Origin of the sequence: Candidatus Dactylopiibacterium carminicum (genome assembly GCF_014736495.1) — a bacterium.
Taxonomy (GTDB): Bacteria; Pseudomonadota; Gammaproteobacteria; order Burkholderiales; family Rhodocyclaceae; genus Uliginosibacterium; species Uliginosibacterium carminicum.
In genome coordinates, this window is record NZ_MDUX01000008.1 from 44996 (window position 1) to 71953 (window position 26958).

Here is a 26958-nt window from a genome sequence, read left to right on the forward strand (position 1 = left end):
TCGGTGTGGGTCAGGCGGAGAGGCGTTGCCTCACCCCCGCTTCAGCCACGGGTAGAACTGCCGGTCTTCACGCAGCATGTGATTGGCAATGACGTCGACGATCAGGAAACGCGCCAGTTGCGATACCTGCGGCCAGGCGGGCGTTTGCCGCAGGGCTTCGCGCAGGGCCTGGGCCTGGGCGATCAGGTAGTAGTGGGCTTCCTTGTGCCGCGGCAGCCCCGGCCAGGCCAGTGAGGCGAGCACCGTTTCCTCGCTAGCGAAATGTGCGCGGGTGTCGGCCATGAGCTGGTCTATGGCGGCGCAGGTTTCTTCGAATGAGAGGTTGCTCGTATCGGCCAGCAGGGTCTGAAGCCGGTCGATGCTTTCGAACAGGCGGCGGTGCTCCGCGTCGATCCGGCTGTGGCCGGATTCGAAATGGCGCCGCCACAGCAGGCGCACCACATGCAGTTCCGGTGCATCGTCTTCCGGTGCGTCGCTCGGTGTATGGATGGCAACCCTGTTGCGGCCCTGAGCCTTGGCCCGGTAGAGCGCCTCATCTGCCTTGGTCAGCGCGAGTTCGATGTCCTCGACATCCAGATGCCATTCTGCGACGCCGATGCTGATGCTCGCTTTGAGCCCTTCATCGAAACCTTGTGCGGCTACGGCCCGGCAGAGTTTTTCCGCGGCTTCGGCGGCGTGGGTGAGATCGGCGTGTGGCATCAGCACGGTGAATTCGTCGCCGCCCCAGCGCGTGACCAGATCCGATTCGCGGGTGTTGTGCCGCACCACCTGGGCGACCTGCTGCAGCATGCGGTCGCCGGTTTCATGGCCGCAGCTGTCATTGATCGATTTGAAGTGGTCCACGTCGAAGATCAGCAGGGAGATCGGATGCCCGTAGCGCTGGGCGCGTTCGCGTTCGACCTCGGCCATGTGCTCGAAATGGTGTCGGTTGCAGACGCCGGTGAGTGCGTCGGTCTCGCCCTGATGGCGCAGTTGCAGTTCCAGTTCATGGCGTGCGGTGATGTTGCTGGCTACCCAGATGACGGCTTCCTCTCCCTTGATGCAGAAGGGAAGCGGCTGGATGCGCCCTTCGAACCAGATCGGCTGTGACGGCCCCGCGCTGGCCAGACCCCTTATATCGTTTGCCGCCAGTGCGTATTCCACGACCTGTAGCTGCCTGCTTTCCAGGGTTTTCGCGATTTCGCCGACGAACCAGTCGGCTTTCTCCCGTACCAGCACGTCATGTACGGTCTTGCCGATGAGAAAGCTGCCGTCGTGGTAATAGCGCGTATCCGTGCCTCCCAGTACCGCGATGTAACGGCCATCACGACTCAGGACGAAAACCGGGTCGGGCAGGGCGGCAAGAACCGCGTTGAGCTCGGCGAGTGAAAACATGCTGGGTGCAAGGGTGGCCGAAGGGTGCTTTCAGGCTGGAGCATCCGGGGATCAGCGTCAAGCCTTCGTCGCGGTCCGCCAGGGCGTGCGGCACGGTTCGTTCGATCGGCCAGAAGCGCGCTGGGGGAGACGGCCGGCGATGACCCTGTTGCGGGTGGCGTCTTATACTTCCGCGCCAGAGTGGCCAGAAAGGCCTTCAGCTTATAAAAAGGGTCGCCAGATCAGTGTCTTGGCGACACCAGAACGATACTTACGGGGTACTGTGTCTGCGAAGCTTCCGGAGGGAGGATGTACGACATCGTATTCCATGGGCTTTTGCTCGATGGGTTTGAAGCACGGGCGGTGAGGGTTGCCGTGGCGGCACGCCTGGGGCTGGGGGCCGCGCAGCTGGAGCGCCTGTTCTGCGGCCAGCGGGTGACGCTCAAGCGTGGTCTGGGGGAGGAGTCCGCCAGACGCTATCTTGCCGTGCTGCGCGGGCTGGGCTTGCAGGCCGAGGTGCAGCCCAGTGGCGGCCGCGAGATCATGGCGCGTTTCAAGCTGGTGTATTGGGGAGGCGTCGTCCAGGGCTTCACCCGTCCTGCCGTCATGGCCGCCGCCGTCAAGACGTTCCGTCTGCCGCCGTCTGAGCTGCTGGCCCTGTTCAGCGGGAACAAGGCGGTACTCAAACGGGGGCTGAGTGCCCGCGACGGGGCGGGGTACATCGTCCGGCTGGCGCATATGGGCATGTTGGCGGAGTTGGAGGTCGAGCGTGCGGGCGGCGAAAACCCGGCGCCCGCGACGGCCCGTGCCGGCAAACGGCCCGGGCATCGTCAGCTTCCGAAAAGGGATGCCGAACTGGCGTTGCTACGGACCGAATACGAGTTGCCGAGGGTTTCCGCCAGCGTGGAAGAGTTCGACCGGCCAGCTCCCGTCGTTGCCCCGCGGCCGCCGTCAACGCGTGCCCAGGCCACGGTGGCGGGGCGCCCGGCACTGTCGCCCGCGGTGGCGAGGCCTGTGCCGGATGCCTATACGCGCTGCGCGCAGTGCGGGCACCGCCAACCACTCGCTGCGCGGTGCAAGGTCTGCGGCAGCGAGCTGGTACGCCGCAAGGTGCGAGGCGCGGCAGGGCATCGTCCGCTGCCAATGGATGCTTCCGCCCATGGCGCGCCTACCACGGTGCTGGGCGGGCAGGGAGCGCCTGCCGTGCAGATCGGTCGTGGACGGAGAGCGGCGGGCCCGGAGCCGGCCATCGTGCGCTTCCAGATATCCCTGAGCCGGGAGCAGGTGTTCTATGCATTGGCCGTAGGCGCCTTCCTGGCGGTGTGGTTCTGGTTCTGGTGACGCCGGAGTGGCTATTTCGCGACATCTTCTGTCGTCATGGCGATAGCCGGCAGCGCTGACCTGGCCTAGCATGCAGGACTGTTTCTGCGTACTTCCCCTTTCCCATGCTAGACATTCTCAAGAAACTCGCGCGTGACTGGTTCCTCGCCGGCATGCTGCTGTCGGTGATCGTTGCCTCTTTTGTCCCCGATATCGGCCGCAGCGGCGGCTGGATACATGCCGACACGTTGTCCGATTACGGCATCTTCCTCATTTTTTTCCTGCACGGCATCGGGCTTTCCACCGAGAATCTGCGCCGCGGTATCTCGCGCTGGAAGCTGCATGTGCTGGTGCAGGTATTCACCTTCGGGGTGTTTCCCTTGCTGTGGTGGGTGCTGAATCTGGGCGTGGGGCGCTGGCTGCCGCAGGATCTGATGTTCGGCTTCTTCTATCTATGCGCGTTGCCCTCCACGATCTCATCTTCCGTGGCGATGACCAGCCTCGCGCGCGGCAACGTGCCGGGCGCGATCTTCAACGCAACCTTGTCGACCCTGCTGGGCATTTTCCTCACGCCGCTGCTGGTGAGCCTGCTCATGGGGCAGAGCGGCCAGCTCGACCTGGGTGAGGCGATGTTCAACATCGCGCGCCTGCTGCTGCTGCCCTTCGTTGTCGGCCAGGTGCTGCGTCCGCTGTGGGGGGCGTGGTTCGCACGCTACAAGAAGTACACCAACGTCATCGATCGCGGCGTGATCCTGCTGCTGGTGTTCTCAGCGTTCAGCGATTCGGTGGCCGACGGGCTGTGGAGCAAGCATGGCGTCTGGCTGATCGTGCAGACGCTGATCGGTGCTGCCGTGATCCTTGCCATCGTGCTGTGGCTGTCGCGTTTCGCGGCGCGCCGCGCGGGCTTCGAGATCGAGGATGAGATCGCGGCGGTCTTCTGCGGCTCGAAGAAGACGCTGGCTTCCGGCGTGCCGATGGCCAAGCTGCTCTTCGGCAGCCAGCCTGCCATCGGCGTGATCGTGCTGCCGATCATGTTCTACCACCAGCTGCAGCTTTTCGTCTGCGCGCTGATGGCGCGGCGCTATGCCGCCAGGGTGGATCCGGACGCCTGAGCCGGCCGTCAGCGGGGATCAGCCCTGCTGGCGGAGGGGTTGTGCTCCGCGCCGGGCGCGCTAGGCTGAAGTTGTTGCCGGCTCCCGCGAGGATTGAAGCATGTACCCCAATGCCGAACTCGATCTCCATGTCGACCGTCTGCTGCGCGCGTCGCGCACCCGGCTCTGGCAGGCCTGGTCAGACCCCGCGCAGCTCAAGGAATGGTGGTGCCCGAAGCCTTGGGTCACCGAGGTCCGCGCCTTCGATTTCCGGCCCGGTGGGGCCTTCCACACCTTCATGCACGGCCCCGATGGCGGCACCAGCGACAACCCCGGCTGCTTCCTGGAGATCGTGCCCTTCCAGCGCATCGTGTGTACCAGCACCCTGCTCGCGGGCTGGCGCCCGGCGCCGAATCCCTGGATGCCGATGACGGCGATTTTCACCTTCGCCGATGAGGAAGGCGGCACGCGTTATCGCGCCCACGTGATGCATGCGACCACCGAGGCGCGCCTCCAGCATGAGCAGATGGGCTTCCACGAGGGCTGGGGCATCTGCATCCAGCAACTCGACGAGCATGCGCTGACCCTCGCCTGATTACGCATCCCTACGCACTCTGACGTATTCAATCCGGCTGGGCGCCTCCCTACAGTGGCGACACGCGGCAGACGGCTGCCGCCTGCCACCACCACTTTCCAGGGAGCCTCACATGCAATCTCGTCGCAGCTTCATCAAGGTCTCGGCCGTGTCCGCCGCCATGGCGATGGCCGGTCTTGTCTCGTTCGGCGTTCAGGCTGCCGACACGATCAAGGTCGGCGTCCTGCATTCGCTGTCGGGCACGATGGCCATTTCGGAAACGGTGCTCAAGGACACCGCGCTGATGGCGATCGACGAGATCAACGCCAAGGGCGGCGTGCTGGGCAAGAAGCCCGAACCGGTGGTGGTCGATCCCGCCTCCGACTGGCCGCTGTTCGCCGAAAAGGCCCGCCAGCTGATCTCCCAGGACAAGGTGGCGGTGACCTTCGGCTGCTGGACCTCGGTGTCGCGCAAGTCGGTGCTGCCGGTGTTCGAGGAACTCAATTCGCTGCTCTTTTACCCGGTGCAGTACGAGGGTGAGGAACTCTCCAAGAACGTTTTCTACACCGGCGCCGCGCCCAACCAGCAGGCCATCCCGGCGGTGGAATACCTGCTCTCCAAGGACGGCGGCTCGGCCAAGCGCTTCGTGCTGCTGGGCACCGACTACGTGTACCCGCGTACCACCAATAAGATCCTGCGCGCTTTCCTGAAGTCCAAGGGCGTGAGTGACGCCGACATCCTGGAGGAATACACCCCCTTCGGTCACAGCGACTATCAATCCATCATCGCCAAGATCAAGAAGTTCGCTTCCGAAGGCAAGAAGACCTCCGTGGTCTCCACCATCAACGGCGACTCCAACGTGCCTTTCTACAAGGAGCTGGGCAACCAGGGCCTGAAGGCCACGGATGTGCCGGTAGTGGCCTTCTCGGTGGGTGAGGAAGAGTTGCGCGGTGTGGATACCAAGCCGCTGGTGGGCCACCTGGCCGCCTGGAACTACTTCATGAGCATCAAGAACCCGACCAACACCGCGTTCGTGAAGCAATGGAGTGCCTATGCCAAGGCCAAGAACATCCCCGGCCACAAGGACAAGCCGCTGACCAACGACCCGATGGAAGCCACCTACATCGGCATCCACATGTGGGCGCAGGCGGTCGAGAAGGCCAAGAGCACCGATACCGACAAAGTGATCGCCGCCATGGCCGGCCAGACCTTCAAGGCGCCGGGCGGCTTCGTGTCCACCATGGATGCGAAGAACCACCACCTGCACAAGCCGGTGTTCATCGGCGAGATCCGCGCGGACGGCCAGTTCGACGTGGTGTGGAAGACCAAGGGTCCGGTCAAGGCGCAGCCCTGGAGCCCCTACATCCCCGAGAACAAGGGCAAGAAGGACGAACCCGAGAAGAAGTAAGCCACCTTCGGGGGAAGCCGGTCGGTTGGGCGCCACCCTGCATGGGGTGCGTCATTCCGGCGAAGGCCGGGATCCAGATCCGCGTGAAGCTTCTGGATTCCGGCATCCGCCGGAATGACGGAATCGTTCCGGCCGGCGGGCTCCCCCGGCAATGTACCGCGCGGCCGGAGGTATCCGGCCGCAACCTGCGGAGCCTTGCATGGCTTGCGCAGCCTTCGCGCCCCGGGCGCGATCCTGTTTCAACAGAGAAGCCGGACTGTCATGACGCCTGCCCGAATCCTTGCCCGCCTCGTTCTTGCCCTCGGCCTGTTGCTGGCCTTCGCGGGAGCCCGAGCCGCCTTGCCCGAGCCCCTGCTGCTGCGCCTGGCCAGTGGTGACAACGATGAGAAGGTCGCCGCGCTGGGCGAGATCGCCGTTTCCGGCGACCCCGTCGCGCTCCATGTCCTGCCCTCTGGCGAGATGCTGGCCGAGCAGCCCGAGGATGCCGAGGACGTGCGCGTGAACAACCGCGTGCGTAATGCCATCAGCGCGGCGATCGCCGCCATCCAGCTCGACGCCGCGGACCCCGCCGTGCGCCTGGAGGCCGCGCGCCGCATCCGCAGCGATGCCACGCCGGAGCTGCTGCCCCTGATCGACAGGGCGTTGGCGCGCGAGCAGCCGGCCAGCATCGAATCCCTGTTGGCCAGCGCCCGTGCGCGCGTGCTGGTGGAAAGCGAGGACGCCAGCGTGCGCCTGGCCGCCGTGCGCACGCTGGGCGAGAGCGACGAGGCCGAGCTCAAGCAATTGCTGCTGCCCCTGCTGGAAGAGGGCAACGAGCCCGAGGCCGCCGTGCGTGCCGAGGCCAAGGCCGCGATCGGCGCCATCAATGCGCGCCTGCAGCGCGACGAATATGCCGGGCTGGCCTTCACCGGGCTGTCGCTGGGCAGCATCCTGTTGCTGGCCGCGCTGGGGCTGGCGATCACCTATGGCCTGATGGGGGTGATCAACATGGCGCACGGCGAGCTGATCATGATCGGCGCCTATGCCACTTACGTCACCCAGAACCTGGTGCGTGCCTGGGCGCCGGGGATGTTCGAGTTCTACCCGCTGCTGGCGATTCCCGTGGCCTTCACGGTGGCGGCGCTGGTCGGCGTGTTGATGGAGCGGCTGGTGATCCGCCATCTCTACGGCCGTCCGCTGGAAACCCTGCTTGCCACCTGGGGCATCAGCCTGGTGCTGATCCAGAGCGTGCGCTCGCTGTTCGGCGCGCAGAACGTGCCGATCGAGAATCCGCAATGGCTTTCCGGTGGCGTGCAGCTGATGAGCAACCTGATCCTGCCCTGGAACCGCATCGCCATCATCGTGTTCGCGGCGCTGGTGGTCATCGGCATGACGCTGATCCTCACCCGCACGCGGCTGGGGCTGTTCGTGCGCGCCGTCACCCAGAACCGCCAGATGGCCGGCTGCGTCGGCGTGGCCACGCCGCGCGTGGACACCGTGGCCTTCGGCCTGGGCTCGGGCATCGCCGGGCTGGCCGGCTGCGCGCTGAGTCAGGTCGGTAACGTGGGGCCGGGCCTGGGCCAGGGCTACATCATCGATTCCTTCATGGTGGTGGTGCTGGGCGGCGTCGGCCAGCTCATCGGCACCGTGTATGCCGCGCTCGGCCTGGGCGTGGTCAACAAGCTCATCGAGGCGCAGGCCGGCGCTGTGCTCGCCAAGATCGCCGTGCTGGTCATCATCATCGTCTTCATCCAGAAGCGGCCGCAGGGGCTGTTCGCGGTGAAGGGGCGCTTCGTGGAGCAGTGACATCCGTCACGCATCACCGATCACTGGTCATCCGAAACCGAAACCATGGACAAGACACTCATCACCCGCCTCTTCGGCCCCCGGGCCTGGACCGCGCTGGTCGCGTTCGCCGCACTCGCGCTGATCGTCGTGCCGGTGCTGAACCTGGCCGTGCCCGAGGGCAGCGCCTTCCATCTCTCCACCTACTGGGTGACGCTGATCGGCAAGATCATGTGCTACGCCGTGGTGGCGCTGGCGATGGATCTGGTGTGGGGCTACACCGGCATCCTCTCGCTGGGGCATGGCATCTTCTTCGCGCTCGGCGGCTACGGCATGGGCATGTACCTGATGCGCGCCATCGGTCGCGAGGGCAACTACCAGAGCGACCTGCCGGATTTCATGGTCTTCCTCAACTGGAAGGAACTGCCCTGGTACTGGGCCGGCACCGATTCCTTCTTCTACTGTCTGCTGCTGGCCGTGCTGGTGCCGGGGCTGCTGGCCTTCGTGTTCGGCTTCTTTGCCTTCCGTTCGCGCATCAAGGGCGTGTATTTCTCCATCATCACCCAGGCGCTGACCTTCGCCGCCATGCTGCTGTTCTTCCGCAACGAAACCGGCTTCGGCGGCAACAACGGTTTCACCGACTTCAAGCGCATCCTGGGCTTTCCCATCGCCGCGCCGGAAACCCGCGTGGCGCTGTTCGCCCTCACCGCGCTGCTGCTGATCGGCAGCCTGCTGCTGGCGCGCTAAATCGTCACCAGCAAGCTCGGCCGCGTGCTCGCCGCGATCCGCGATGTCGAGTCGCGGGTGATGTTCTCCGGCTATAACCCGCTGCCCTACAAGCTTTTCATCTGGACGCTGTCCGCCATGCTGTGCGGCCTGGCCGGCGCCTTGTTCGTGCCGCAGGTGGGCATCATCAACCCCGGCGAGATGAGCCCGGCGAATTCCATCGAGATCGCCATCTGGACGGCCGTGGGCGGGCGCGGCACGCTGATCGGCCCGCTGGTGGGCGCCGGTCTCATCAGCGGCGTGAAGAGCTGGTTCACCGTCGCCTTCCCCGAGTACTGGCTGTACTTCCTCGGCCTGCTCTTCATCCTCGTCACGCTCTACCTGCCACGCGGCGTGGTGGGCCTGTTCAACAAGGAGCGCTCATGAACGCCGCCCTCAGCAGCAAGACCGCACCGCAACCGCTGGGCAGCGGGCAGAGCGTCAGCGACCGCCCCGTGGGCCTGGAGCGCCCGGTGGACCGCAAGCAGCTGGACACCACCCACGGTGTGATCCTGTATCTGGAAGACATCACCGTCAGCTTCGATGGCTTCCGTGCCATCAACAAGCTCAACCTCGCCATCGACCGGGGCGAGCTGCGCTGCATCATCGGCCCCAACGGCGCCGGCAAGACGACGATGATGGACGTGATCACCGGCAAGACGCGCCTGGATACCGGCACCGCCTTCTTCGGCCAGACCATCGATCTCACCAAGCTCCACGAAGCGCAGATCGCGCACGCCGGCATCGGCCGCAAGTTCCAGAAGCCGACGGTGTTCGAGGAGCTGACGGTATTCGAGAACCTCGAACTCGCGATGAAGATGGACAAGGGCATCTGGACCAGTCTTTTCTTCAAGCTCGGCGGCGCCCAGCGTGATCGCATCCACGAGGTGCTGGAAACCATCCAGCTCAAGGAACAGGCACATCGCCTGGCGGGGCTGCTGTCGCACGGCCAGAAGCAATGGCTGGAGATCGGCATGTTGCTGATGCAGGAGCCGCAGCTGCTGTTGCTCGACGAACCCGCCGCCGGCATGACCGACGAGGAAACCGCGCGCAGCGGCGAGCTTTTCCTTTCACTGGCCGGCAAGTACACGCTGGTAGTGGTGGAGCACGACATGGACTTCATCAAGCAGATCAGCAAGAAGGTGACCTGCCTGCACGAAGGCAGCGTGCTCGCCGAAGGCACGCTGGCGCAGGTGCAGAACGACGAGCGGGTGATCGAAGTTTATTTAGGGAGGTAGAGAGTCGGGAGTCGGGCGTCGGCTGGGGTCGGTCCTCGACTCTCCACTCCCTGCTCCCCACTCCCACAACATGCTGACAATCGACAACCTCAACCAGTACTACGGCAGCAGCCACACGCTGCGCGGTGTGTCGCTCGAACTGCCGGCGGGCAAGGTCACCACGCTGCTCGGGCGCAACGGCGTGGGCAAGACCACGCTGCTCAAATGCCTGATGGGCCTGCTGCCGGTGGCCAAGGGCTCGGTGTCCTTCGCCGGGCGGGACATCACCAAGGCGGCGTCCTACACGCGGGCGGCGCTGGGCATGGCCTACGTGCCGCAGGGGCGCGAGATTTTCCCGCGCCTCACGGTGGAGGAGAACCTGCTCATGGGGCTCGCCAACGGCAAGGCCTCGCGCGGCATTCCGGGTTACATCTACGAGATGTTCCCCGTGCTGCGCGACATGCTCGCGCGGCGCGGTGGCGACCTCTCCGGCGGTCAGCAGCAACAGCTCGCCATCGGCCGCGCGCTGGTGATGCGCCCCAAGCTGCTGATCCTCGACGAGCCCACCGAAGGCATCCAGCCCTCGATCATCAAGGACATCGGCGCGGCCATCCGCAAGCTTGCCGAATCCGGCGAGATGGCCATCCTGCTGGTCGAGCAGTATTACGACTTCGCCGAATCGCTGGCCGACCAGTACGCGGTGATGGCGCGCGGCGAGATCGTCAAGGCCGGGCCGGGCAGCGAGATGCAGGCCGAGAACGTGAAGTCGCTGGTGGCGATCTGAGCACCGTCCCTTGCGCTGGTTCATATGAATCAGGGCCGCTGCAGACCCATGGTGTTCATGGCACACCCACGCATTCTGCTTTCACCATCAAGTCCGAACTTGACCGTCATTTCGGCGTGAGCCGGAATCCAGTGTGCCGGGCTCGCTCTGGATCTCGGCCTTCGCCGGGATGACGCCACCGGGGGAAGGGCTTGACTCAATGGCACTGACCGTAGGGAGCGTTGCGCGCCGTCGTCCCGCGGCAATCGCCCGAATGTGGTGCCGCAAGCTGCACTCGTTTGGTGCGATCATGGGCGCCCTGCTGCTGGGAAGTGCTTGAAACCCGGGTGTAGTGCGTTCGTTGCACCATGAAATGGCGTGGCACCTGTCTTGCTATGAAATGCCCGAACATGAAGCCTGACGATCTCCCCCCCCAACTTGCCGGCTGCTGGCGGGCGCATCTGGATCTCCTGATCGAAGCCCGCGCGCAGCGCAGTGTGCTGGCGCGCAACCGCCACGAAGGGCCGCTGCGCGTGCAGAAGGCCCTGTATCCGGAAGGCGAGGGCGTTTGCCAGGTGCTGGTGCTGCATCCACCGGCCGGCATCGCCGGGGGCGACCAGCTGCGGATCGAGGTGGAAGTCACCGCCGGTGCCCATGCCCAGCTCACCACGCCGGGGGCGGGCAAGTGGTACAAGGCGCGCGGCGCCGAGCAGGCGCTGGCCACGCAGGCGGTGGATCTGCGGGTGGCGCCCGGCGCGGTGCTCGAATGGCTGCCGCAGGAAGTCATCGTCTTCGACCGCGCCAATGCGCTGGCTACCACCACCGTCACCCTGGCGCCCGGCGCGCGCGCCATCGGCTGGGACATCCTCTGCCTGGGCCGTCAGGCCAGCGGCGAGCAATTCGCCCAGGGCTGCTATCGTCAGCGCTTCCGCCTGCAGGACGAGGCGGGGCGCCCGCTGTGGCAGGAAGCCATGCAGCTGGGCGGCGGCGATGCCGCCATGAGCTCCGCTGTGGCACTGGAAGGGCACACCGTGTTCGGCAGCCTGTGGATCGCCGGCACCGCGCCGGACGCGGAGCTGGTCGGCAAGCTGCGCGAACTGCGCATCCGGAGCGGCGCATGCGGGGTATCCGCGCTGCCGCATGTGACGGTGCTGCGTCTGCTGTCAAACTCTTCGGAGCATGCGCGGCAGTATTTCGAGGCGGCCTAGGCCATCGCCCGGGCGCACGTATTGAAGCGCGCGGCGGTGCCGCCGCGCATCTGGAGAACCTGATGGCGCCGTATCCCACGCGCCGTCATGCCGGGGCGGGCCGGAAGCCGTTGCCCCCGGATCAGGATTGGACCCCGGCGTGCGCCGGAATGACGATGCCTGGCGTTGCCAGGTGGAAATGCCGATAGTTCCGGCTGGATCCGGAACCCTTCACAGGACAGGAACATGGAACTCACACCACGCGAGAAGGACAAGCTGCTGATCTTCACCGCGGCCCTGCTGGCCGAGCGGCGCAAGGGGCGCGGCCTGAAGCTGAACTACCCCGAGGCCGTGGCCTACATCACCGCCGCGATCATGGAAGGCGCGCGTGACGGCAAGACCGTGGCCGAACTGATGAGCTTCGGCACCACGCTGCTGTCGCGTGACGATGTCATGGATGGCATCGCCGAGCTGATCCCGGAGATCCAGGTCGAGGCCACTTTCCCGGACAGCACGAAGCTGGTCACCGTCCACCACCCGATCATCTGATTCTGGCTGTCGTCATCCCTGCGAAGGCCAGGATGACGACGAACAGGTTTGTATTCATTTCAGGAGAACCCCATGAAACGACCCCTCGCCGCGCTCGTCGCCCTGATCCCCACGCTCGCCCTGGCCCACGTTGGTCAGGATGGCAGTGCTCACCATGGTTTTCTGAGTGGTTTCACCCATCCCTTCATCGGGCTGGATCACATGGCTGCCATGGTTGCCGTCGGCGTATGGACGGTGCTGGCCTTCCGCCATGCCGGCCGCGCCCAGTGGGTGGCACCGAGCGCCTTCGCCGGCCTGTTGCTGGTCGGCGGCCTGCTGGCTTTCGCCGGCCTTTCGGTGCCGGGAGTCGAACCGATGATCGCCGCCTCGCTGGTGGTGCTGGGCCTGCTCGTGGCCACCCGTATCCGCATGCCGGCGATTGCCGGCGCGGGGGTGGTGGGTGCCTTCGCGCTCTTCCATGGCCTGGCGCATGGCGCCGAGCTGCCGGCCGATCAGGCCGTGGCCGCGCTCTCCGGCATGGTGCTGGGCACGGCGCTGCTGCACGTGTCGGGCATGGCACTGGGCAATTTCGTGTTCAGCCGCCATGTGTGGCTGCCGCGCATCGCCGGGCTGGGTGTCGCGCTGTTCGGCTCCGCGCTGCTGGCCTTCTGAGGAGCGGCGCGATGATCCCCGGCGAACTGCTTGTCGATGACGGCGACCTCGAACTCAATCCGGGCCGCCGCACGCTCACCCTGGAGGTGAAAAACACCGCCGACCGCCCGATCCAGGTCGGCTCCCACTATCACTTCGCGGAAACCAATGCCGCGCTGGATTTCGACCGTCAGGCCGCGCGCGGCATGCGGCTGAACATCGCCAGCGGCACGGCGGTGCGCTTCGAGCCCGGCCAGAGCCGCACTGTGGAGCTGGTCGATTACGCCGGCGAGCGCAAGGTGTATGGATTCCGTGGCCTGGTGCAGGGCGCGTTGTAATTCGTAGGGTGCGCGATGCGCACCATTGATTGAACCGATATCGCGGTGCGCATGGCGCACCCTACGGGGAATGAGCATGGCAAATATCTCCCGCCGCGCCTACGCGAAAATGTTCGGGCCCACGGTCGGCGACCGCGTGCGTCTGGCTGACACGGACCTCGTGGTCGAGGGTCGAGCGCGATTTCACTCTCTACGGTGAAGAGGTCAAGTTCGGTGGCGGCAAGGTCATCCGCGACGGCATGGGCCAGAGCCAGCTGCCGGCCGCCGACGTCGCCGACACGGTGATCACCAATGCGCTGATCATCGACCACTGGGGCATCGTGAAGGCCGACATCGGCATCAAGGGTGGCTACATTTCCGGTATCGGCAAGGCCGGCAATCCGGACGTGCAGCCGGGCGTGACGATTTTCATTGGCGCGGCCACCGAGGTCATTGCGGGCGAGGGCATGATCATCACCGCCGGCGGCATCGACACCCACATCCACTTCATCTGCCCGCAGCAGATCGAAGATGCGCTCATGAGCGGCGTGACCACCATGATCGGTGGCGGCACGGGTCCAGCCACGGGCACCTATGCCACCACCTGCACGCCAGGCCCCTGGCACATCGCGCGCATGCTGCAGGCGGCCGACGCCTTCCCGATGAATTTGGGCTTTCTCGGCAAGGGTAACGTGAGCCTGCCTGGACCTCTGCGGGAACAGGTCGAAGCCGGTGCCATCGGCCTCAAGCTGCATGAAGACTGGGGCACCACGCCGCAGGCCATCGATACCTGTCTGGCCGTGGCCGAGGAGCTGGACGTGCAGGTCGCCATCCACTCCGACACGCTCAACGAATCCGGTTTCGTCGAAGACACCGCAGCCGCTTTCAAGGGCCGCACCATCCACACCTTCCACATCGAAGGCGCGGGTGGCGGCCATGCGCCGGACATCGTCAAGCTCGCCGGCATGAAGAACGTGCTGCCCAGCTCGACCAATCCGACGCGCCCCTACACCGTCAACACCATCGACGAACACCTCGACATGCTGATGGTCTGCCACCACCTGGACCCGGCCATCGCCGAGGACATCGCTTTCGCCGAATCGCGCATCCGCCGCGAGACCATCGCCGCCGAGGACATCCTGCACGACGTCGGCGCGCTGTCGATGTTCTCCTCCGACTCGCAGGCCATGGGCCGCGTGGGCGAGGTGATCATCCGCACCTGGCAGACCGCGCACAAGATGAAGCAGCAAAGAGGCTGGCTCGCCCCCCTCACCCCCAACCCCTCTCCCGCGAGGGGCGAGGGGAGCGTCGTGTCGCCTGCCGTGCAGACGAATCAGAGGAACGACAACTTCCGCGCCAAGCGCTACATCGCCAAGTACACCATCAACCCGGCGATCGCCCATGGCATCGGCCACGTGGTCGGCTCCGTGGAAGTCGGCAAGTTCGCCGACCTGGTGGTCTGGCGCCCGGCTTTCTTCGGCGTGAAACCCACCACCATCATCAAGGGTGGCATGATCGCCGCCGCGGCGATGGGCGATGCGAATGCCTCGATCCCCACGCCGCAGCCGGTGCACTACCGGCCGATGTTCGGCAGCTTCGGCGGCGGTCTGAAGACCTCGCTCACCTTCGTGTCGCAAGCTGCACTGGACAAGGGCACGCTGACCGGCCTCGGCCTGCAGAAGCCGCTGGTGGCGGTGAAGAACATCCGTGGCGTGACCAAGGCGGACATGATCCATAACGACTGGTGCGGCGAGATCAAGGTCGACCCGGAAACCTACGAGGTGCGCGCCGACGGCGAACTGCTGACCTGCGAGCCGGCAACCAGCCTGCCGATGGCACAGCGCTACTTCCTGTTCTGACCTGAGGCGATGACGGAATCCCTGTGGCAGGTCCGCGAGGCGGTGCAGGAAGATCTGCCCGCCATCGTCGCGATCTACAACCAGACCGTCGCCAGCCGGATGGTCACGGCGGATCTGGAGCCGGTCAGCGTGGCGCAGCGGCAGGCCTGGTTCGATGCGCACAGCCCGCAACGGCACCCGATCTGGGTGGCCGAGCGTGCCGGGTGCATCGTCGGCTGGCTCTCCTTCAGCGCCTTCCACAGCCGTGCGGCCTACGATGCCAGCGCCGAGCTGTCGATCTACGTTGACGCGGCCGAGCGCGGCCAGGGGCTGGGCTGCTTCCTGATGCAGCGTGCCATCGGGTACGCCCCGGGCATCGGCCTGCGCAACCTGATCGGCCCCATCTTCGGGCATAACGGGCCAAGCCTCGCTTTGTTCGAGCGCTTCGGCTTCGTGCGCTGGGGTGACCTGCCGGACGTGGCCGTGCTCGATGGCATCGAACGTTCGCTGATCATTGTTGGCAAGAAACTTGGCACAAGCGTCCAGAAAGACCTGTAATGCTCCTCATTGAATCCCTCTACGCCGGCGATGCGCCGGCCACCGAACAACTCGTGCTCGATTTCGATGCCCGCACCAAGAGCCGCCTGCGCACGAAGCTCGCTTCCGGCTAGGAGATCGGGCTGTTCCTGCCGCGTGGCACCATCCTGCGCGGCGGCGCCCGGCTCGAAAGCAAGGATGGCCGCATCGTCGAAGTGGTCGCTGCGCCCGAGGCGCTGGTCGAGGCGCGTTGCGCCAATGCGCTGGAGCTCACCCGAGCGGCCTATCATCTGGGCAACCGCCACGTCGCTGTGCAGGTGCTTGATGGCGCGTTGCGCATCCAGCAGGATCATGTGCTGGAGCACATGCTCGAAGGCCTGGGCGTGCAGCTCGTGAAGCTCGACGCGCCCTTCGAGCCCGAGGCCGGCGCCTACGCCCCCGGGCATCACCATTCGGAGCGCGGTGCCACCGAAGCCAGGATTCACGTCATGGGCGGCGCGCAGTGATGCGCGGCAGGTGATGCATCTCCGGTCACGCATGCTGTCGACATGAATATTCAACTCATCCGCCTGCTGCATCTCGCCAGCCCGGCCCTGCCGGTCGGCGCCTTCTCCTATTCGCAAGGATTGGAGTGGGCCGTTGAAAGCGGCAAGGTGACTTCGGAAGCTGCCGCGCAGCAATGGATCCGCGACGCATTGCATTTCGCGCTGGCGCGTTGCGAGGCGCCGGCGCTGGTCGGTCTGATGCGGGCCTGGAAGGCCGGCGATGTGGCCGGGGTTGCGCGCCTGAACGCGGAATTCACCGCCACGCGCGAAACCGCCGAGCTGCGCGCGGAGACGTTGCAGATGGGCTACTCACTGGCGCGTCTGCTGCGAGACCTGCCGGAAATCCCGGACAGCGTGCGTGAGACGCACGCGGGCCTGACCGAGATCGCCTTTCCGACCGCCTGGGCCGCTGCCGCGGCACACTGGCAGATCGGCGAGCAGGATGCCGCCAGCACCTATCTGTGGGCCTGGCTGGAAAACCAGGTGATGGCTGCCGTGAAACTCGTGCCGCTCGGCCAGACCGCCGGACAGCGCATGCTGGTGGCGCTGGCGCCCGATCTGCCTGCGCTGGCGCAGGAAGCCATCCGCCGCGCTGAAGAGGAAGCCTGGGAGAATTTCACGCCGGGCATGACGCTGGCGAGCTGCCTGCACGAGACGCAGTACACGCGCTTGTTCCGATCATGAAAACGGGAACCGGGGCGTGTGAAAGTGGAACTGTGCAAGCTGCGGATAGCGTCGCTACCCGCAGCTTGATGACAAAAGCCGGTCGTGCGATCCGTCCGCACTTCGATACCTCGGTGCGAACGGATTCCGGATCGTTCTTGCCCGCTGCCACAACCCCGTTCGTGTTGAGGTATCGAAGCATGAACGGGTGCCGCGTGACTGTCCGCTGATTTTCCCGGTTCCCAGTGCCAAATCTCCAGTCCCCTGAATCAGAGGAAACCCATATGACCTAATCCCAACCCCTGCGCGTCGGCATCGGCGGCCCCGTCGGCTCCGGCAAGACTGCGCTGACCCTGGCGCTGTGTCGTGCGCTGCGCGAGAAGTACAACATCGCGGTGGTCACCAACGACATCTACACCGCCGAGGATGCACAGTTCCTGGTGCGCAACGAGGCGTTGTCGCCGGACCGCATCCTGGGCGTGGAAACCGGTGGCTGTCCGCACACCGCGATCCGTGAGGATGCCTCGATCAACCTGGAAGCCATCGACCAGCTCAACCGTCGTTTTCCCGGGCTGGAGATCATCTTCGTGGAGTCGGGTGGCGACAATCTCGCCGCCACCTTCTCGCCTGAGCTTTCCGACCTCACGATCTACGTGATCGACGTCTCTGCCGGCGACAAGATTCCGCGCAAGGGCGGGCCGGGCATCATGAAGAGCGATCTGCTGGTGATCAACAAGATCGATCTGGCCCCGCTGGTGGGCGCCTCGCTGGAGGTCATGGACCACGACGCGAAAAAGATGCGTGGTGACAAGCCCTTCGTCTTCAGCAACCAGAAGACCGGGCAAGGGCTGGAAGCGATCATCGCCTTCATCGAAAGCCAGGGCATGCTGGTGGCCGCCTGATTCGCGCGGTTTGCCGGGCATTGGGGGCGTAAAAAGCCTCCACGCACCCCCGCTGAGCGGGGGCTGCCCCCGAGGGGGCGCCTTTTTGTCTTGGGGCGGCCCGGCGACAAAAAAGCCGACCTTCAAGGTCGGCTTTTTATTGCACGGGGCAGGGCTTACGACAGCGCGCCGTGGCAGTGCTTGTATTTCTTGCCCGAGCCGCAGGGGCAGGGGTCGTTGCGGCCCACTCGCATGCCGTTGTTTTCGACGGGCAGCTGCTTCTTCTCGCTGGCCGCGGCCGTGGCCAGCGCCTCGTCGTAGTCGGCATGGTGGTACTGCACGTTGTCGACACCCGGACGTTGCTCGGCGACTTCTTCGATCTGCGTTTCGGCGCGGATCTGTACGGTCATCAGCAGGCGCACGACTTCGACGCGCACGGCATCCAGCAGGGCTTCGAAGAGTTCGAAAGCCTCGCGCTTGTATTCCTGTTTCGGGTTCTTCTGCGCGTAGCTGCGCAGATGGATGCCCTGGCGCAGGTGATCCAGCGCGGCGAGGTGCTCGCGCCAGCGCTGATCCAGGCTGTTGAGCATCACGTTGCGCTCGAAGTCGGCCCAGGCTTCCTGATTCACGTCGCGGATCTTCTCGGCATAGGCCTTGTCGGCCAACTCGATCACGCGGGCGAGGACGTCTTCGTCGGCGAGCTTGTCATCCTGTTCGACCCATTCGACGACCGGTGCTTCCAGACCGTATTCGGCCTTCAGTGCCTTCTCGAAGGCGGGCAGATCCCACTGCTCGACCACCGATTCGGCCGGCACGTGGGTGCGGAACAGATCATGGATCACGCCATGACGCATGGCAGTGATGGTTTCGCTGATCTCGGTGCTTTCCAGCAGTTCGTTGCGCTGCTGGTAGATGACGCGGCGCTGATCGTTGGCGACGTCGTCGTATTCCAGCAGTTGCTTGCGGATGTCGAAGTTGCGCTGCTCCACCTTGCGCTGTGCGGATTCCAGCGAGCGGTTGACCATGCCGGCTTCGATCGGCTCGCCTTCGGGCATCTTCAGGCGCTGCATGATGGCGGAGAGACGCTCGCCGCCGAAGATCTTCATCAGCGGATCTTCGAGCGAGAGGTAGAAGCGCGAGGCGCCCGGGTCGCCCTGACGGCCGGAACGGCCGCGCAGCTGGTTGTCGATGCGGCGGGATTCGTGGCGCTCGGTGCCGATGATCTTCAGGCCGCCAGCAGCCAGCACCTGCTCGTGCACGGTCTGCCAGCCAGCGCGCAGCTGGTCGATCTTCGCAGCCTTGTCGGCGTCGGAGAGCGCTTCATCGTCCTTGACCAGGGCGATCTTCTTCTCGATGTTGCCACCGAGCACGATGTCGGTGCCGCGGCCGGCCATGTTGGTGGCGATGGTGATCACGCCAGGCAGACCTGCGTCGGCCACGATCTCGGCTTCACGCGCGTGCTGCTTGGCGTTGAGCACGTTGTGGGGCAGTTTTTCGCGCTGAAGCAGCTCGGAGAGCAGCTCGGAATTCTCGATCGAGGTGGTGCCCACCAGCACCGGCTGGCCGCGTTCGTGGCAGTCCTTGATGTCGGCAATGATCGCGGTGTGCTTTTCGTGTGCGGTGCGGTACACCAGATCGTTCATGTCCTGGCGGATCATCGGCCGGTTGGTCGGGATCACCACGGTTTCCAGACTGTAGATGGAATGGAATTCGTAGGCCTCGGTATCGGCCGTGCCGGTCATGCCGGCGAGCTTGCCGTACATGCGGAAGTAGTTCTGGAAGGTGATCGAGGCCAGCGTCTGGTTCTCGGAATTGATGCGCACGCCTTCCTTGGCTTCCACGGCCTGGTGCAGACCGTCGGACCAGCGGCGGCCCACCATCAGGCGGCCGGTGAATTCGTCGACGATCACCACTTCGCCGTTCTGCACCACGTAGTGCTGGTCCTTGTGGAACAGTGCGTGGGCACGCAGCGAAGCGTACAGGTGGTGGATCAGCAGGATGTTGCCCGGCTCGTAGAGGCTGGCTCCTTCGGAGAGCAGGCCCAGGCGCACGAGGATCTCCTCGGCGTGGTCGTAACCCTGCTCGGTCAGCAGCACTTGATGCTGCTTGAGATCGACCGTGTAGTCGCCCGGCTTGGTGACGTTGTCGTCCTCGCCTTCCTGCTGGGTGAGCAGCGGGGCGACGGCGTCCATCTTGTGATACAGCTCGGTGTGATCTTCGGCCTGGCCGGAGATGATCAGCGGGGTACGGGCTTCGTCGATGAGGATGGAGTCCACTTCGTCGACGATGGCAAAGGCCAGACCACGCTGGGCGCGCTGCGAGGCCTCGTAGACCATGTTGTCGCGCAGGTAGTCGAAGCCGAATTCGTTGTTGGTGCCGTAGGTGATGTCGCAGGCGTAGGCCGCGAGCTTTTCGGGCTGCGGCTGTTGCGAGTAGATCACGCCCACCGAAAGGCCGAGGAACTTGTAGATGCGCCCCATCCAGTCGGCATCGCGGCTGGCGAGGTAGTCGTTCACGGTGACGACGTGCACGCCCTTGCCGGTCAGCGCGTTGAGGTACACCGGCAGCGTGGCGGTCAGCGTCTTGCCTTCGCCGGTACGCATTTCGGCGATCTTGCCGTCGTTGAGCACCATGCCGCCGATCAGCTGCACGTCGAAGTGGCGCATGCCATGCACGCGGATACCGGCTTCGCGTACCACTGCGAAGGCCTCCGGCAGCATCGCCTCCAGGTTTTCACCCTTGGCGATGCGCGCCTTGAATTCCTCTGTCTTGCCGCGCAGCTGCTCGTCGCTCAAGGCCTGGGTCTGTGACTCCAGCGCATTGATGGCGCGGACTTTCTGCATGTACTGGCGGACCAGCCGGTCATTGCGGCTGCCGAACACTTTCTTGAGGAGGCCTGCGATCATGATTGGGAAATTGAGAAGACGCGGCAAAACGGGCATTCTATCACGCAGCCGAAGCCGGTCCGGGTTGCACTGACCCCGCCATCTTCTTCGTCCGTTTGTGCCGAACAAACGGTTGCCCCCCAAAACCCTCCCCATGTGCGGGTCATCCGGATGGTTGCAAGAGCCCTCGACAGTTTTTTTTCGCGTTCCGACGCGTTATCTCGCCTGCAGGACCATGCCGAGCGCCTGCAGCGCCTGCAACGTCTGGTGGAGGCCGGCTTGCCGCTGGCTACCCGGGGGGCCGTGCGCGTGGCCAATTTCCAGGAGGGCGAACTCACGCTGCACGTGACTTCGCCTGCGCTCGCCACGCGGCTGAAGATGAGCCTCAATGGTCTGCAGACGAATCTGGTGGCGGCGGGCGAGCCGGTGGGCCTCATCAAGGTGAAGGTACGCACCACGCCCTTCGTGGGGCTTGAGCTGCCCGAGGATGTCGAGGCTCGCCCCATCGGCGCGGGCGGCAAGGCGGCCCTGCTGGCGCTGAGCGAGCAGTTGCGCCCGGAGGATCCGTTGGCAGCGGCCCTGCGGCGCATGGTCAAGCACAGCGCCTGAGCCCGTTCGCGGCATACCCCGAGAATCCATGCCCTTCGATCACAAACCCTTCCTGCGCTCGCTGACCGAGGCGCCCGGCGTCTACCGCATGATCGGCGAGGGTGAGGAGGTGCTCTACGTCGGCAAGGCGAAGAACCTCAAGCGGCGCGTCTCCAGCTATTTCCAGAAGAACCATCCGAGCCCGTGCATCGCCATGATGGTGGCGCAGATCGTGCGCGTGGACACCACGGCCGTGCGCTCGGAGGCCGAGGCGCTGATTCTCGAGAACAACCTCATCAAGACGCTCAAGCCGCGCTACAACATCCTTTTCCGAGACGACAAGAGCTACCCTTACATCGCCATCACGGGGGACGATGCGCCGCGACTGGCCTATTACCGTGGCGCCTTCGAGAAAGGCGTGCGCTACTTCGGCCCTTACCCTTCGAGCTGGGCCGCACGCGAGAGCATCCAGCTGCTGCAACGCCTGTTCCTGCTGCGCACCTGCGAGAACTCGGTGTATCGCAATCGCTCGCGGCCTTGCCTGCTGCACCAGATCAAGCGCTGCTCCGCGCCCTGTGTCGGGCTGATCGATCTGGCCGACTACGCGCGTGACGTGAAGCTCGCCACGCTGTTTCTCGATGGCCGTCATTCCGACGTGATCGACAGCCTCACCGTGCGCATGCAGACCGCCTCCGACGCCTTTGCCTTCGAGCAGGCGGCGATCTTCCGCGACCAGATCCGCGCCTTGCAGACCGTGCTGCACAAGCAATACGTGGACTCCGGCAAGGACGAGGACGTGGACATCCTGGTGGCGCGCGCTACCGGCGGGCTGGTGTGCGTGAATCTGGCCATGGTGCGCGGCGGCCGTCACCTCGGCGACCGCGCGCAGTTCCCGCAAGGCGGCGCCGGGCTGGAGGTAGCCGATGCGCTGCTGGCCTTCGTCGAACAGCATTACCGCCTGCATCCGGCGCCCGCCAAGCTGGTGATCGACGGCGCGTCGCCCGAGGCCGTGCGCGAGGTGCTGGAGGATGTGCTGGAACGGCCGCCGGTGGTGGCTCTCGCCCGTTTCCAGGCCGAGAAGGCCTGGGCGGAAATGGCGCAGACCAATGCCGGCCTGGCGCTCGAAGCGCGGCTGCGTGAAACCGGTCGCGCCGAGGCCCAGCTCGATGCCTTGCAGGCCGCGCTGGAGATGGCCGAGCGGCCCCGGCGCATCGAATGCTTCGACATCTCTCACACCCAGGGTGAAGCCACCGTGGCTTCCTGCGTGGTGTGGGAGGGCGAGGGCATGAAGAAGTCCGAATACCGCCGCTTCAACATCAGCGGCATCACCGGCGGCGACGACTATGCCGCCATGCGTCAGGCGCTGACGCGGCGCTACGAGAAGGTGGCGGCCGGCGAATCCGTGCGTCCGGACCTGATCCTCATCGATGGTGGCAAGGGGCAGGTCGGCGTGGCCTGGGAAGTGCTCACCGAACTGGGCCTGACCTCCATCACCATGGTTGGTGTGGCCAAGGGCGAGGAACGCAAGGCCGGGCTGGAGCAGCTGATCTGGCCGGATGGCCGCCCGGGCCTGGCGCTGGGCGGCGAGCACCCGGCGCTGCACCTGATCCAGATCGTGCGCGACGAGGCCCACCGCTTCGCCATCACCGGCATGCGCGCGCGGCGCAGCAAGACCCGGCTCACTTCCCGCCTGGAAGACATACCGGGCATCGGGCCGACGCGGCGCAAGAAACTCATCGAGACTTTCGGCGGTCTTTCCGGTGTCCGCACCGCCACGGTTGACGACCTGTGTCGCGTTGACGGGATCAATCGTAAAATCGCGGAACAGATCTACAACGCCCTGCGTGAGGGCACCCCGGACCTCCAATGATTTCCCATCTGCCAAACGCCCTCACCTGGGCGCGCATCGTGATGATTCCGCTGGTGCTCGGCGTGTATTTCCTGCCCGACGCCGTCCTGCCCATGCCGCTGAAGAACCTGGTCGCCTGCGGCCTGTTCGTGCTCGCGGCCGTAACCGACTGGTTCGACGGCTACCTGGCGCGCCGCCTGGGCATCACCTCGGCCTTCGGCGCCTTCCTCGACCCCGTGGCAGACAAGCTCATGGTCTGCGCCGCGCTGGTGCTGCTGGTCTGGCTGCGCCGCTGCGACGTGATCCTCGCCTTCATCATCATCGGGCGCGAACTCACCATCTCGGCCCTGCGCGAATGGATGGCGCAGCTGGGCAAGTCGCGCAGCGTGGCCGTCTCCTTCATCGGCAAGCTGAAGACCTTCGCGCAGATGACGGCGATCCCGATGCTGCTCTTCCAGCAGGACATCCTCGGCCTGCCCGTGAGCCTGCTCGGCGAGTGGCTGATGTGGGTGGCAGCCATTCTCACATTGTGGTCGATGGCCTACTATATGAACCGGGCGCTCAAGGTGCTGGCCGAGGCTTGATCCGCGCCAGGAACTTTCCGCCCACCCTTCGTTCAGACCCGCCACGATGCGTCGCTTCGCCCACCTTCTCCTGCTGTGCCTGATCAGCCTCAGCCTGCCGCTGCAGGCGTTGGCATCGGTACGCATGGCCTTGCCGCCGGCATCGGTGGAAGGCATACCGGCGCTGCTGGCGGACTGCAGCGGGGCGAGCCAGGTTGCGGCGCACGGCCACCATGCGCAGGATCCGGATGACGCCGGCACCCAATCGCCGCAAAAGCACTCCTCCATGCAGCACAAGGCCTGCGGTGCCTGCTGCATGGCATCGCTGACCACCTTCTCGGTGCCACCCGAGCTGAACCTCCCGCCCGTGAGCCATGCCCGCCCCGGGCGTGATCTGGCGCCCCCCGGGCATATCCCTGACGGTCCCGAGCGACCACCCAAACGGTTTTCCTGACGCAAATCGCTTGCGTGCGCCTGCTGGCGCGCGCGTTTCGTCATCGCCTTCAGGAAAACCATCATGAATCAAGGTATCGCCCTGGCGAGCGCCATGCTCGCCCTCAATCTTTTCGCCTTCGCGCCTGCCGCCCACGCCCAACACGCTCATCAGGGGCATGGCGCCGCCGCGCCAGCGGCCCTCCTGCCTGTTGCCGCCGAAATTCGCGCCGTGGATCTCAAGGCGCGCCGCCTCACCCTGCGCCACGCTGACCTGACGCATCTCGGCATGCCTGGCATGACCATGGTCTTCGATGTCGATCCGAAGGTCAGCCTGCCGGCCGATCTCAAGGCTGGCGACAAGGTGCAGGTGGTCATCGAGGATCGCAGCGGTTCGCTCATCGTCACCGCGCTGACGCGCTGAGGAGAGCCGCCATGATCCGCAGACCATCGCGCATGGTCTGGCTGTGTGTCGCCCTGATCGGGGTGACGCCGCCTGTCCTTGCGCAGACCCTTTCTTCCGTTCCTCCACCCTTGAGCCTGCCGGACGCGCAGCGCATCGCGCTCGACCGGGCTCCCCGGCTTGCCGGCATCGCAGCCCAGGCACATGCCGCGCGCGAGATGGCCGTGGCCGCCGGCACGCTGCCCGACCCCGTGCTCAAGCTCGGTGTCAGCAACATTCCGGTAAGTGGCGAGATGGCGTGGTCCGCCACCCGCGACAGCATGAGCATGCGCACCTTCGGCGTGATGCAGGAATTCACGCGTGGCGAGAAGCGCGAGGCCGCGCGTGCGCGTGACGAGCAGATGGCCGAGCTGGCGCTGGTCGAGGCGCAGCGCACGCGCAGCGAGATCGCGCGCGATACCGCGCTGGCCTGGCTGGAGCTCGATTCCCTGCTGCGCCAGCAGGCGCTGCTGGAGGAGCAGGTGGCCGCCGTGCGCGATCAGGAGCAGGCCGCCGCCGCTTTTCGCGGTGGGCGTGGCGAGCAGGTCGAGATCTTCGCCATGCGTACCGAAGCCGAGAACATGCGCAGCATGCTCACCGGCCTGGACGGCGAGATCGGCATGGCGCGCGCACGGCTGACCCGCTGGCTGGGCGAAAGCCCCGCGACGCTGGCCGCGACGCCGGACATCTCCCGCCTGGCCTGGGACTGGCGCAGCGATTCCCTGGACCAGCACCCCACCATCGCCCTGCTCACGCAGCAGGTGGCGCTGGCCGAGGCCGATGCCCGCCTGGCGCGCGCCAGGCGCAAGCCTGATCTGGGTGTGGAGCTGATGTATGGCCGGCGCAGCGAGGTGTATGGCGACATGATCTCCGTCACCGTGTCCATGCCACTGCAATGGAACATCGGCCAGCGCCAGGATCGCGAACTGGCCTCCAGCCTTTCCATGGCCGATCAGGTGCGTGCCGAGCAGGAAGACATGCGCCGTGCCTACCGTGCCGAGCTCGAAGGCATGCATGCGGCCTGGCAGAGCGCGCTGGCGCGCCTGGCGCATGCCGAGCGCACGCTGATCCCGCTCGCCGAGCAGCAGCAGGCCGCCACGCTGGCCGCCTACCGTGCCGGCAGCGGCATGCTGGAGCGTGCGTTGGGTGCCCGCCGGGCCGTGCTGGAAGCGCGCCTGGCCCGTGAGCGCGTGGCGCTCGAAGCCGCCCGTGCCTGGGCCCAACTGAATTTCCTCGATGCGCAGACGATTGCGCAAGGAGCCAGACCATGAATTCCCGTCATTCCCCGATCGCTGTCGCCCTGCTGGCCGCCCTGGCCGGTGTGGGCTATGGCGCCTACCAGTTCGGCCTCAAGCAGGCCGGTGGCCATGCCGCGGGTGTGGCCGATGCCACGGCAACGACCGCCGAGGGCCGCCGCGTGCTCTACTGGCACGACCCCATGGTGCCCGGCCAGCGCTTCGACAAGCCCGGCAAATCGCCCTTCATGGACATGCCGCTGGTGCCGGTGTACGCCGATGCCGCCGCCGACGAAGGCTCGGTGGCCGTCAGCGCGCGGCAGACGCAAAGCCTCGGCCTGCGTACCGTCGCCGTGCAGCGCGGCACGCTGGCGCCGGCCTTCGAGACCAGCGGCAGCGTGGCCTGGAACGAGCGCGGGCTGACGCTGGTGCAGGCGCGCAACACCGCTTTCGTCGAGAAACTGCTGGTGCGCGCCACGCTGGACCCGGTGCGCCGCGGCCAGCCGCTGGCGGAGCTGTACGTGCCGGACTGGGTCGCCGCGCAGGAGGAATTCCTCGCCTTGCGTGCGATGCCGGGTGGCGTCGAGGCACTGGTGGACGCGGCGCGCGTGCGCATGCGTCAGGCTGGCATGCCGCCGGCACTGATCGCCCAGGTGGAAAAGGAAGGGCAGGTGCTGGCACGCGTCACGCTGACCGCGCCGGTGGCCGGCCGCGTGGTGGAGCTGGGCGCACGCGAGGGCATGACGGTGATGGCCGGCGCTACGCTGTTCCAGATCAATGCGCTGGACAGCGTGTGGGTGAATGCCGAAGTGCCCGAGGGGCAGGCCGCGTTGCTGCAGCCCGGCGCGCCGGTGCAGACGCGTGCGGCGGGCTTCCCCGGAGATGTTTTCAAGGGGCGCGTGCAGGCCATCCTGCCCGAAGTGGAAGCCGCCACGCGCACCCTGCGGGTGCGGGTGGAACTCGCGAACCCCGGCGGCCGGCTGGCGCCGGGCATGTATGTGCGCCTGGGCTTCGGCACCCCGGCGCGTGAAGCCCTGCTGCTGCCGCAGGATGCGCTGATCCGCACCGGCCAGCGCTCGGTGGTGATGCTGGCAGAAGGTGAGGGCAAGTACCGGCCGGTGGATGTGCGTATCGGGCAGGAGGCGGACGGGCAGGTCGAGATCACGGCCGGGCTCAGCGAAGGCCAGCAGGTGGTGCTGTCCGGCCAGTTCCTGCTCGACTCCGAAGCCAGCCTGCGCGCCGTGGCGCCCCGCCTGAGCGATGCGCCGGCTGCTGCCGCGGGCAAGGAATACCAGGTCGAGGCAGTGTTCGAATCGGTGGTCGACGAGCTGGCGATGCTCTCGCATCCACCCGTGCCGGAATTGAAGTGGGGTGCCATGACGATGGGTTTCCGGCTGCCGCAGGACGGTTTGCCCAAGGATCTCAAGCCCGGGCAGAAGGTGCATGTCGTCTTCTGCGTGCCGGAAGGTGGCGAGCCGCAACTGGTGCATGTGATGGCGATCGGGGGTGGGCAATGAAGCTTCGATTCTTAACCCCCCCATCCCCCCTTGTCAGGGGGGAGT

Annotated in this window: 24 protein-coding genes and 2 pseudogenes; 24 read left to right on the plus strand and 2 right to left on the minus strand. The window is 65.8% G+C overall.

The annotated features are described in order from the left end of the window. Positions 1–30: 30 nt before the first annotated feature. Positions 31–1374, minus strand: coding sequence for a diguanylate cyclase (locus tag BGI27_RS03935; protein ID WP_095523600.1), 1344 nt, complete (start codon positions 1372–1374; stop codon positions 31–33). A gap of 288 nt (positions 1375–1662) precedes the next feature. Between BGI27_RS03935 and BGI27_RS03940 the strand changes: the two genes are divergently transcribed. From BGI27_RS03940 to ureG, 17 genes and pseudogenes are all read left to right on the plus strand, one after another. Beyond that, positions 1663–2694: a zinc ribbon domain-containing protein gene (locus BGI27_RS03940; RefSeq protein ID WP_095523601.1), complete on the plus strand. Its 1032-nt coding sequence runs from the start codon at positions 1663–1665 to the stop codon at positions 2692–2694. Between the two features lie 104 nt (positions 2695–2798). Continuing rightward, complete coding sequence (locus BGI27_RS03945) at positions 2799–3785, plus strand: bile acid:sodium symporter family protein (protein ID WP_095523602.1); 987 nt, start codon at positions 2799–2801, stop codon at positions 3783–3785. Positions 3786–3885: 100 nt separating this feature from the next. Next, positions 3886–4359, plus strand: a complete 474-nt coding sequence (locus tag BGI27_RS03950; RefSeq protein ID WP_095523603.1) for an SRPBCC family protein — start codon at positions 3886–3888, stop codon at positions 4357–4359. A 112-nt stretch (positions 4360–4471) separates the two neighbouring features. Beyond that, positions 4472–5746 (plus strand): urea ABC transporter substrate-binding protein, encoded by a 1275-nt coding sequence (gene urtA / locus BGI27_RS03955; RefSeq protein ID WP_095523604.1) that lies wholly within the window; start codon positions 4472–4474, stop codon positions 5744–5746. A 261-nt stretch (positions 5747–6007) separates the two neighbouring features. After that, the gene (gene urtB / locus BGI27_RS03960) at positions 6008–7531 is read left to right on the plus strand and encodes an urea ABC transporter permease subunit UrtB (protein WP_095523605.1); all 1524 of its coding nucleotides are present in this window, start codon (positions 6008–6010) and stop codon (positions 7529–7531) included. Between the two features lie 237 nt (positions 7532–7768). Continuing rightward, positions 7769–8662: pseudogene (gene urtC, locus BGI27_RS03965) on the plus strand (urea ABC transporter permease subunit UrtC). Beyond that, positions 8659–9513, plus strand: a complete 855-nt coding sequence (urtD, locus tag BGI27_RS03970) for an urea ABC transporter ATP-binding protein UrtD (protein ID WP_095523606.1) — start codon at positions 8659–8661, stop codon at positions 9511–9513. The pseudogene urtC and the gene urtD overlap by 4 nt, the downstream one beginning before the upstream one ends. Positions 9514–9583: 70 nt before the next feature. After that, positions 9584–10276, plus strand: a complete 693-nt coding sequence (gene urtE, locus BGI27_RS03975) for an urea ABC transporter ATP-binding subunit UrtE (RefSeq protein ID WP_095523607.1) — start codon at positions 9584–9586, stop codon at positions 10274–10276. 389 nt (positions 10277–10665) lie between these two features. Further along, the gene (locus BGI27_RS03980; RefSeq protein WP_170942902.1) at positions 10666–11463 is read left to right on the plus strand and encodes an urease accessory protein UreD; all 798 of its coding nucleotides are present in this window, start codon (positions 10666–10668) and stop codon (positions 11461–11463) included. 225 nt (positions 11464–11688) lie between these two features. Continuing rightward, complete coding sequence (locus tag BGI27_RS03985; protein WP_095523609.1) at positions 11689–11991, plus strand: urease subunit gamma; 303 nt, start codon at positions 11689–11691, stop codon at positions 11989–11991. 72 nt (positions 11992–12063) lie between these two features. Further along, positions 12064–12642, plus strand: coding sequence for a HupE/UreJ family protein (locus tag BGI27_RS03990; protein WP_095523610.1), 579 nt, complete (start codon positions 12064–12066; stop codon positions 12640–12642). Between the two features lie 11 nt (positions 12643–12653). Then, a complete protein-coding gene (locus tag BGI27_RS03995; protein WP_095523611.1) occupies positions 12654–12959 on the plus strand; it encodes an urease subunit beta in 306 nt (101 codons plus the stop codon). 76 nt (positions 12960–13035) lie between these two features. Then, positions 13036–14797, plus strand: a pseudogene (ureC, locus tag BGI27_RS04000) (urease subunit alpha). A 9-nt stretch (positions 14798–14806) separates the two neighbouring features. Next, a complete protein-coding gene (locus tag BGI27_RS04005; RefSeq protein WP_095523612.1) occupies positions 14807–15334 on the plus strand; it encodes a GNAT family N-acetyltransferase in 528 nt (175 codons plus the stop codon). Positions 15335–15456: 122 nt separating this feature from the next. Further along, positions 15457–15819, plus strand: coding sequence for an urease accessory protein UreE (gene ureE / locus BGI27_RS04010; RefSeq protein WP_317984274.1), 363 nt, complete (start codon positions 15457–15459; stop codon positions 15817–15819). Between the two features lie 42 nt (positions 15820–15861). Then, positions 15862–16542 (plus strand): urease accessory protein UreF, encoded by a 681-nt coding sequence (locus BGI27_RS04015; RefSeq protein WP_095523613.1) that lies wholly within the window; start codon positions 15862–15864, stop codon positions 16540–16542. Positions 16543–16823: 281 nt separating this feature from the next. Beyond that, on the plus strand, positions 16824–17423 hold the full coding sequence (ureG, locus tag BGI27_RS04020) for an urease accessory protein UreG (RefSeq protein ID WP_095523614.1): 600 nt from the start codon (positions 16824–16826) through the stop codon (positions 17421–17423). Between the two features lie 155 nt (positions 17424–17578). On the opposite strand, the gene secA is transcribed toward ureG, so the two are convergent. Next, positions 17579–20308, minus strand: a complete 2730-nt coding sequence (gene secA, locus BGI27_RS04025) for a preprotein translocase subunit SecA (protein ID WP_095523639.1) — start codon at positions 20306–20308, stop codon at positions 17579–17581. Between the two features lie 150 nt (positions 20309–20458). On the opposite strand from secA, the gene BGI27_RS04030 reads away from it, so the two are divergent. The 7 genes from BGI27_RS04030 to BGI27_RS04060 all read left to right on the plus strand — a co-directional run bounded on the left by BGI27_RS04030 (position 20459) and on the right by BGI27_RS04060 (position 26913). Then, a complete protein-coding gene (locus tag BGI27_RS04030) occupies positions 20459–20896 on the plus strand; it encodes a DciA family protein (protein ID WP_095523615.1) in 438 nt (145 codons plus the stop codon). A 28-nt stretch (positions 20897–20924) separates the two neighbouring features. After that, positions 20925–22745 carry an excinuclease ABC subunit UvrC gene (gene uvrC / locus BGI27_RS04035; RefSeq protein WP_095523616.1) on the plus strand — a complete coding sequence of 607 codons (1821 nt, stop codon included), beginning with the start codon at positions 20925–20927 and terminating at the stop codon, positions 22743–22745. After that, positions 22742–23308 (plus strand): CDP-diacylglycerol--glycerol-3-phosphate 3-phosphatidyltransferase, encoded by a 567-nt coding sequence (gene pgsA, locus BGI27_RS04040; protein WP_095523617.1) that lies wholly within the window; start codon positions 22742–22744, stop codon positions 23306–23308. Before uvrC ends, pgsA begins: the two co-directional genes overlap by 4 nt. Before the next feature lie 46 nt (positions 23309–23354). Further along, positions 23355–23741, plus strand: coding sequence for a hypothetical protein (locus tag BGI27_RS04045; protein WP_095523618.1), 387 nt, complete (start codon positions 23355–23357; stop codon positions 23739–23741). Positions 23742–23804: 63 nt separating this feature from the next. Next, positions 23805–24143: a copper-binding protein gene (locus BGI27_RS04050; protein ID WP_095523619.1), complete on the plus strand. Its 339-nt coding sequence runs from the start codon at positions 23805–23807 to the stop codon at positions 24141–24143. Between the two features lie 11 nt (positions 24144–24154). Continuing rightward, on the plus strand, positions 24155–25432 hold the full coding sequence (locus tag BGI27_RS04055) for a TolC family protein (RefSeq protein WP_095523620.1): 1278 nt from the start codon (positions 24155–24157) through the stop codon (positions 25430–25432). After that, a complete protein-coding gene (locus BGI27_RS04060) occupies positions 25429–26913 on the plus strand; it encodes an efflux RND transporter periplasmic adaptor subunit (RefSeq protein WP_095523621.1) in 1485 nt (494 codons plus the stop codon). Before BGI27_RS04055 ends, BGI27_RS04060 begins: the two co-directional genes overlap by 4 nt. The last annotated feature ends 45 nt before the right edge of the window (positions 26914–26958 follow it).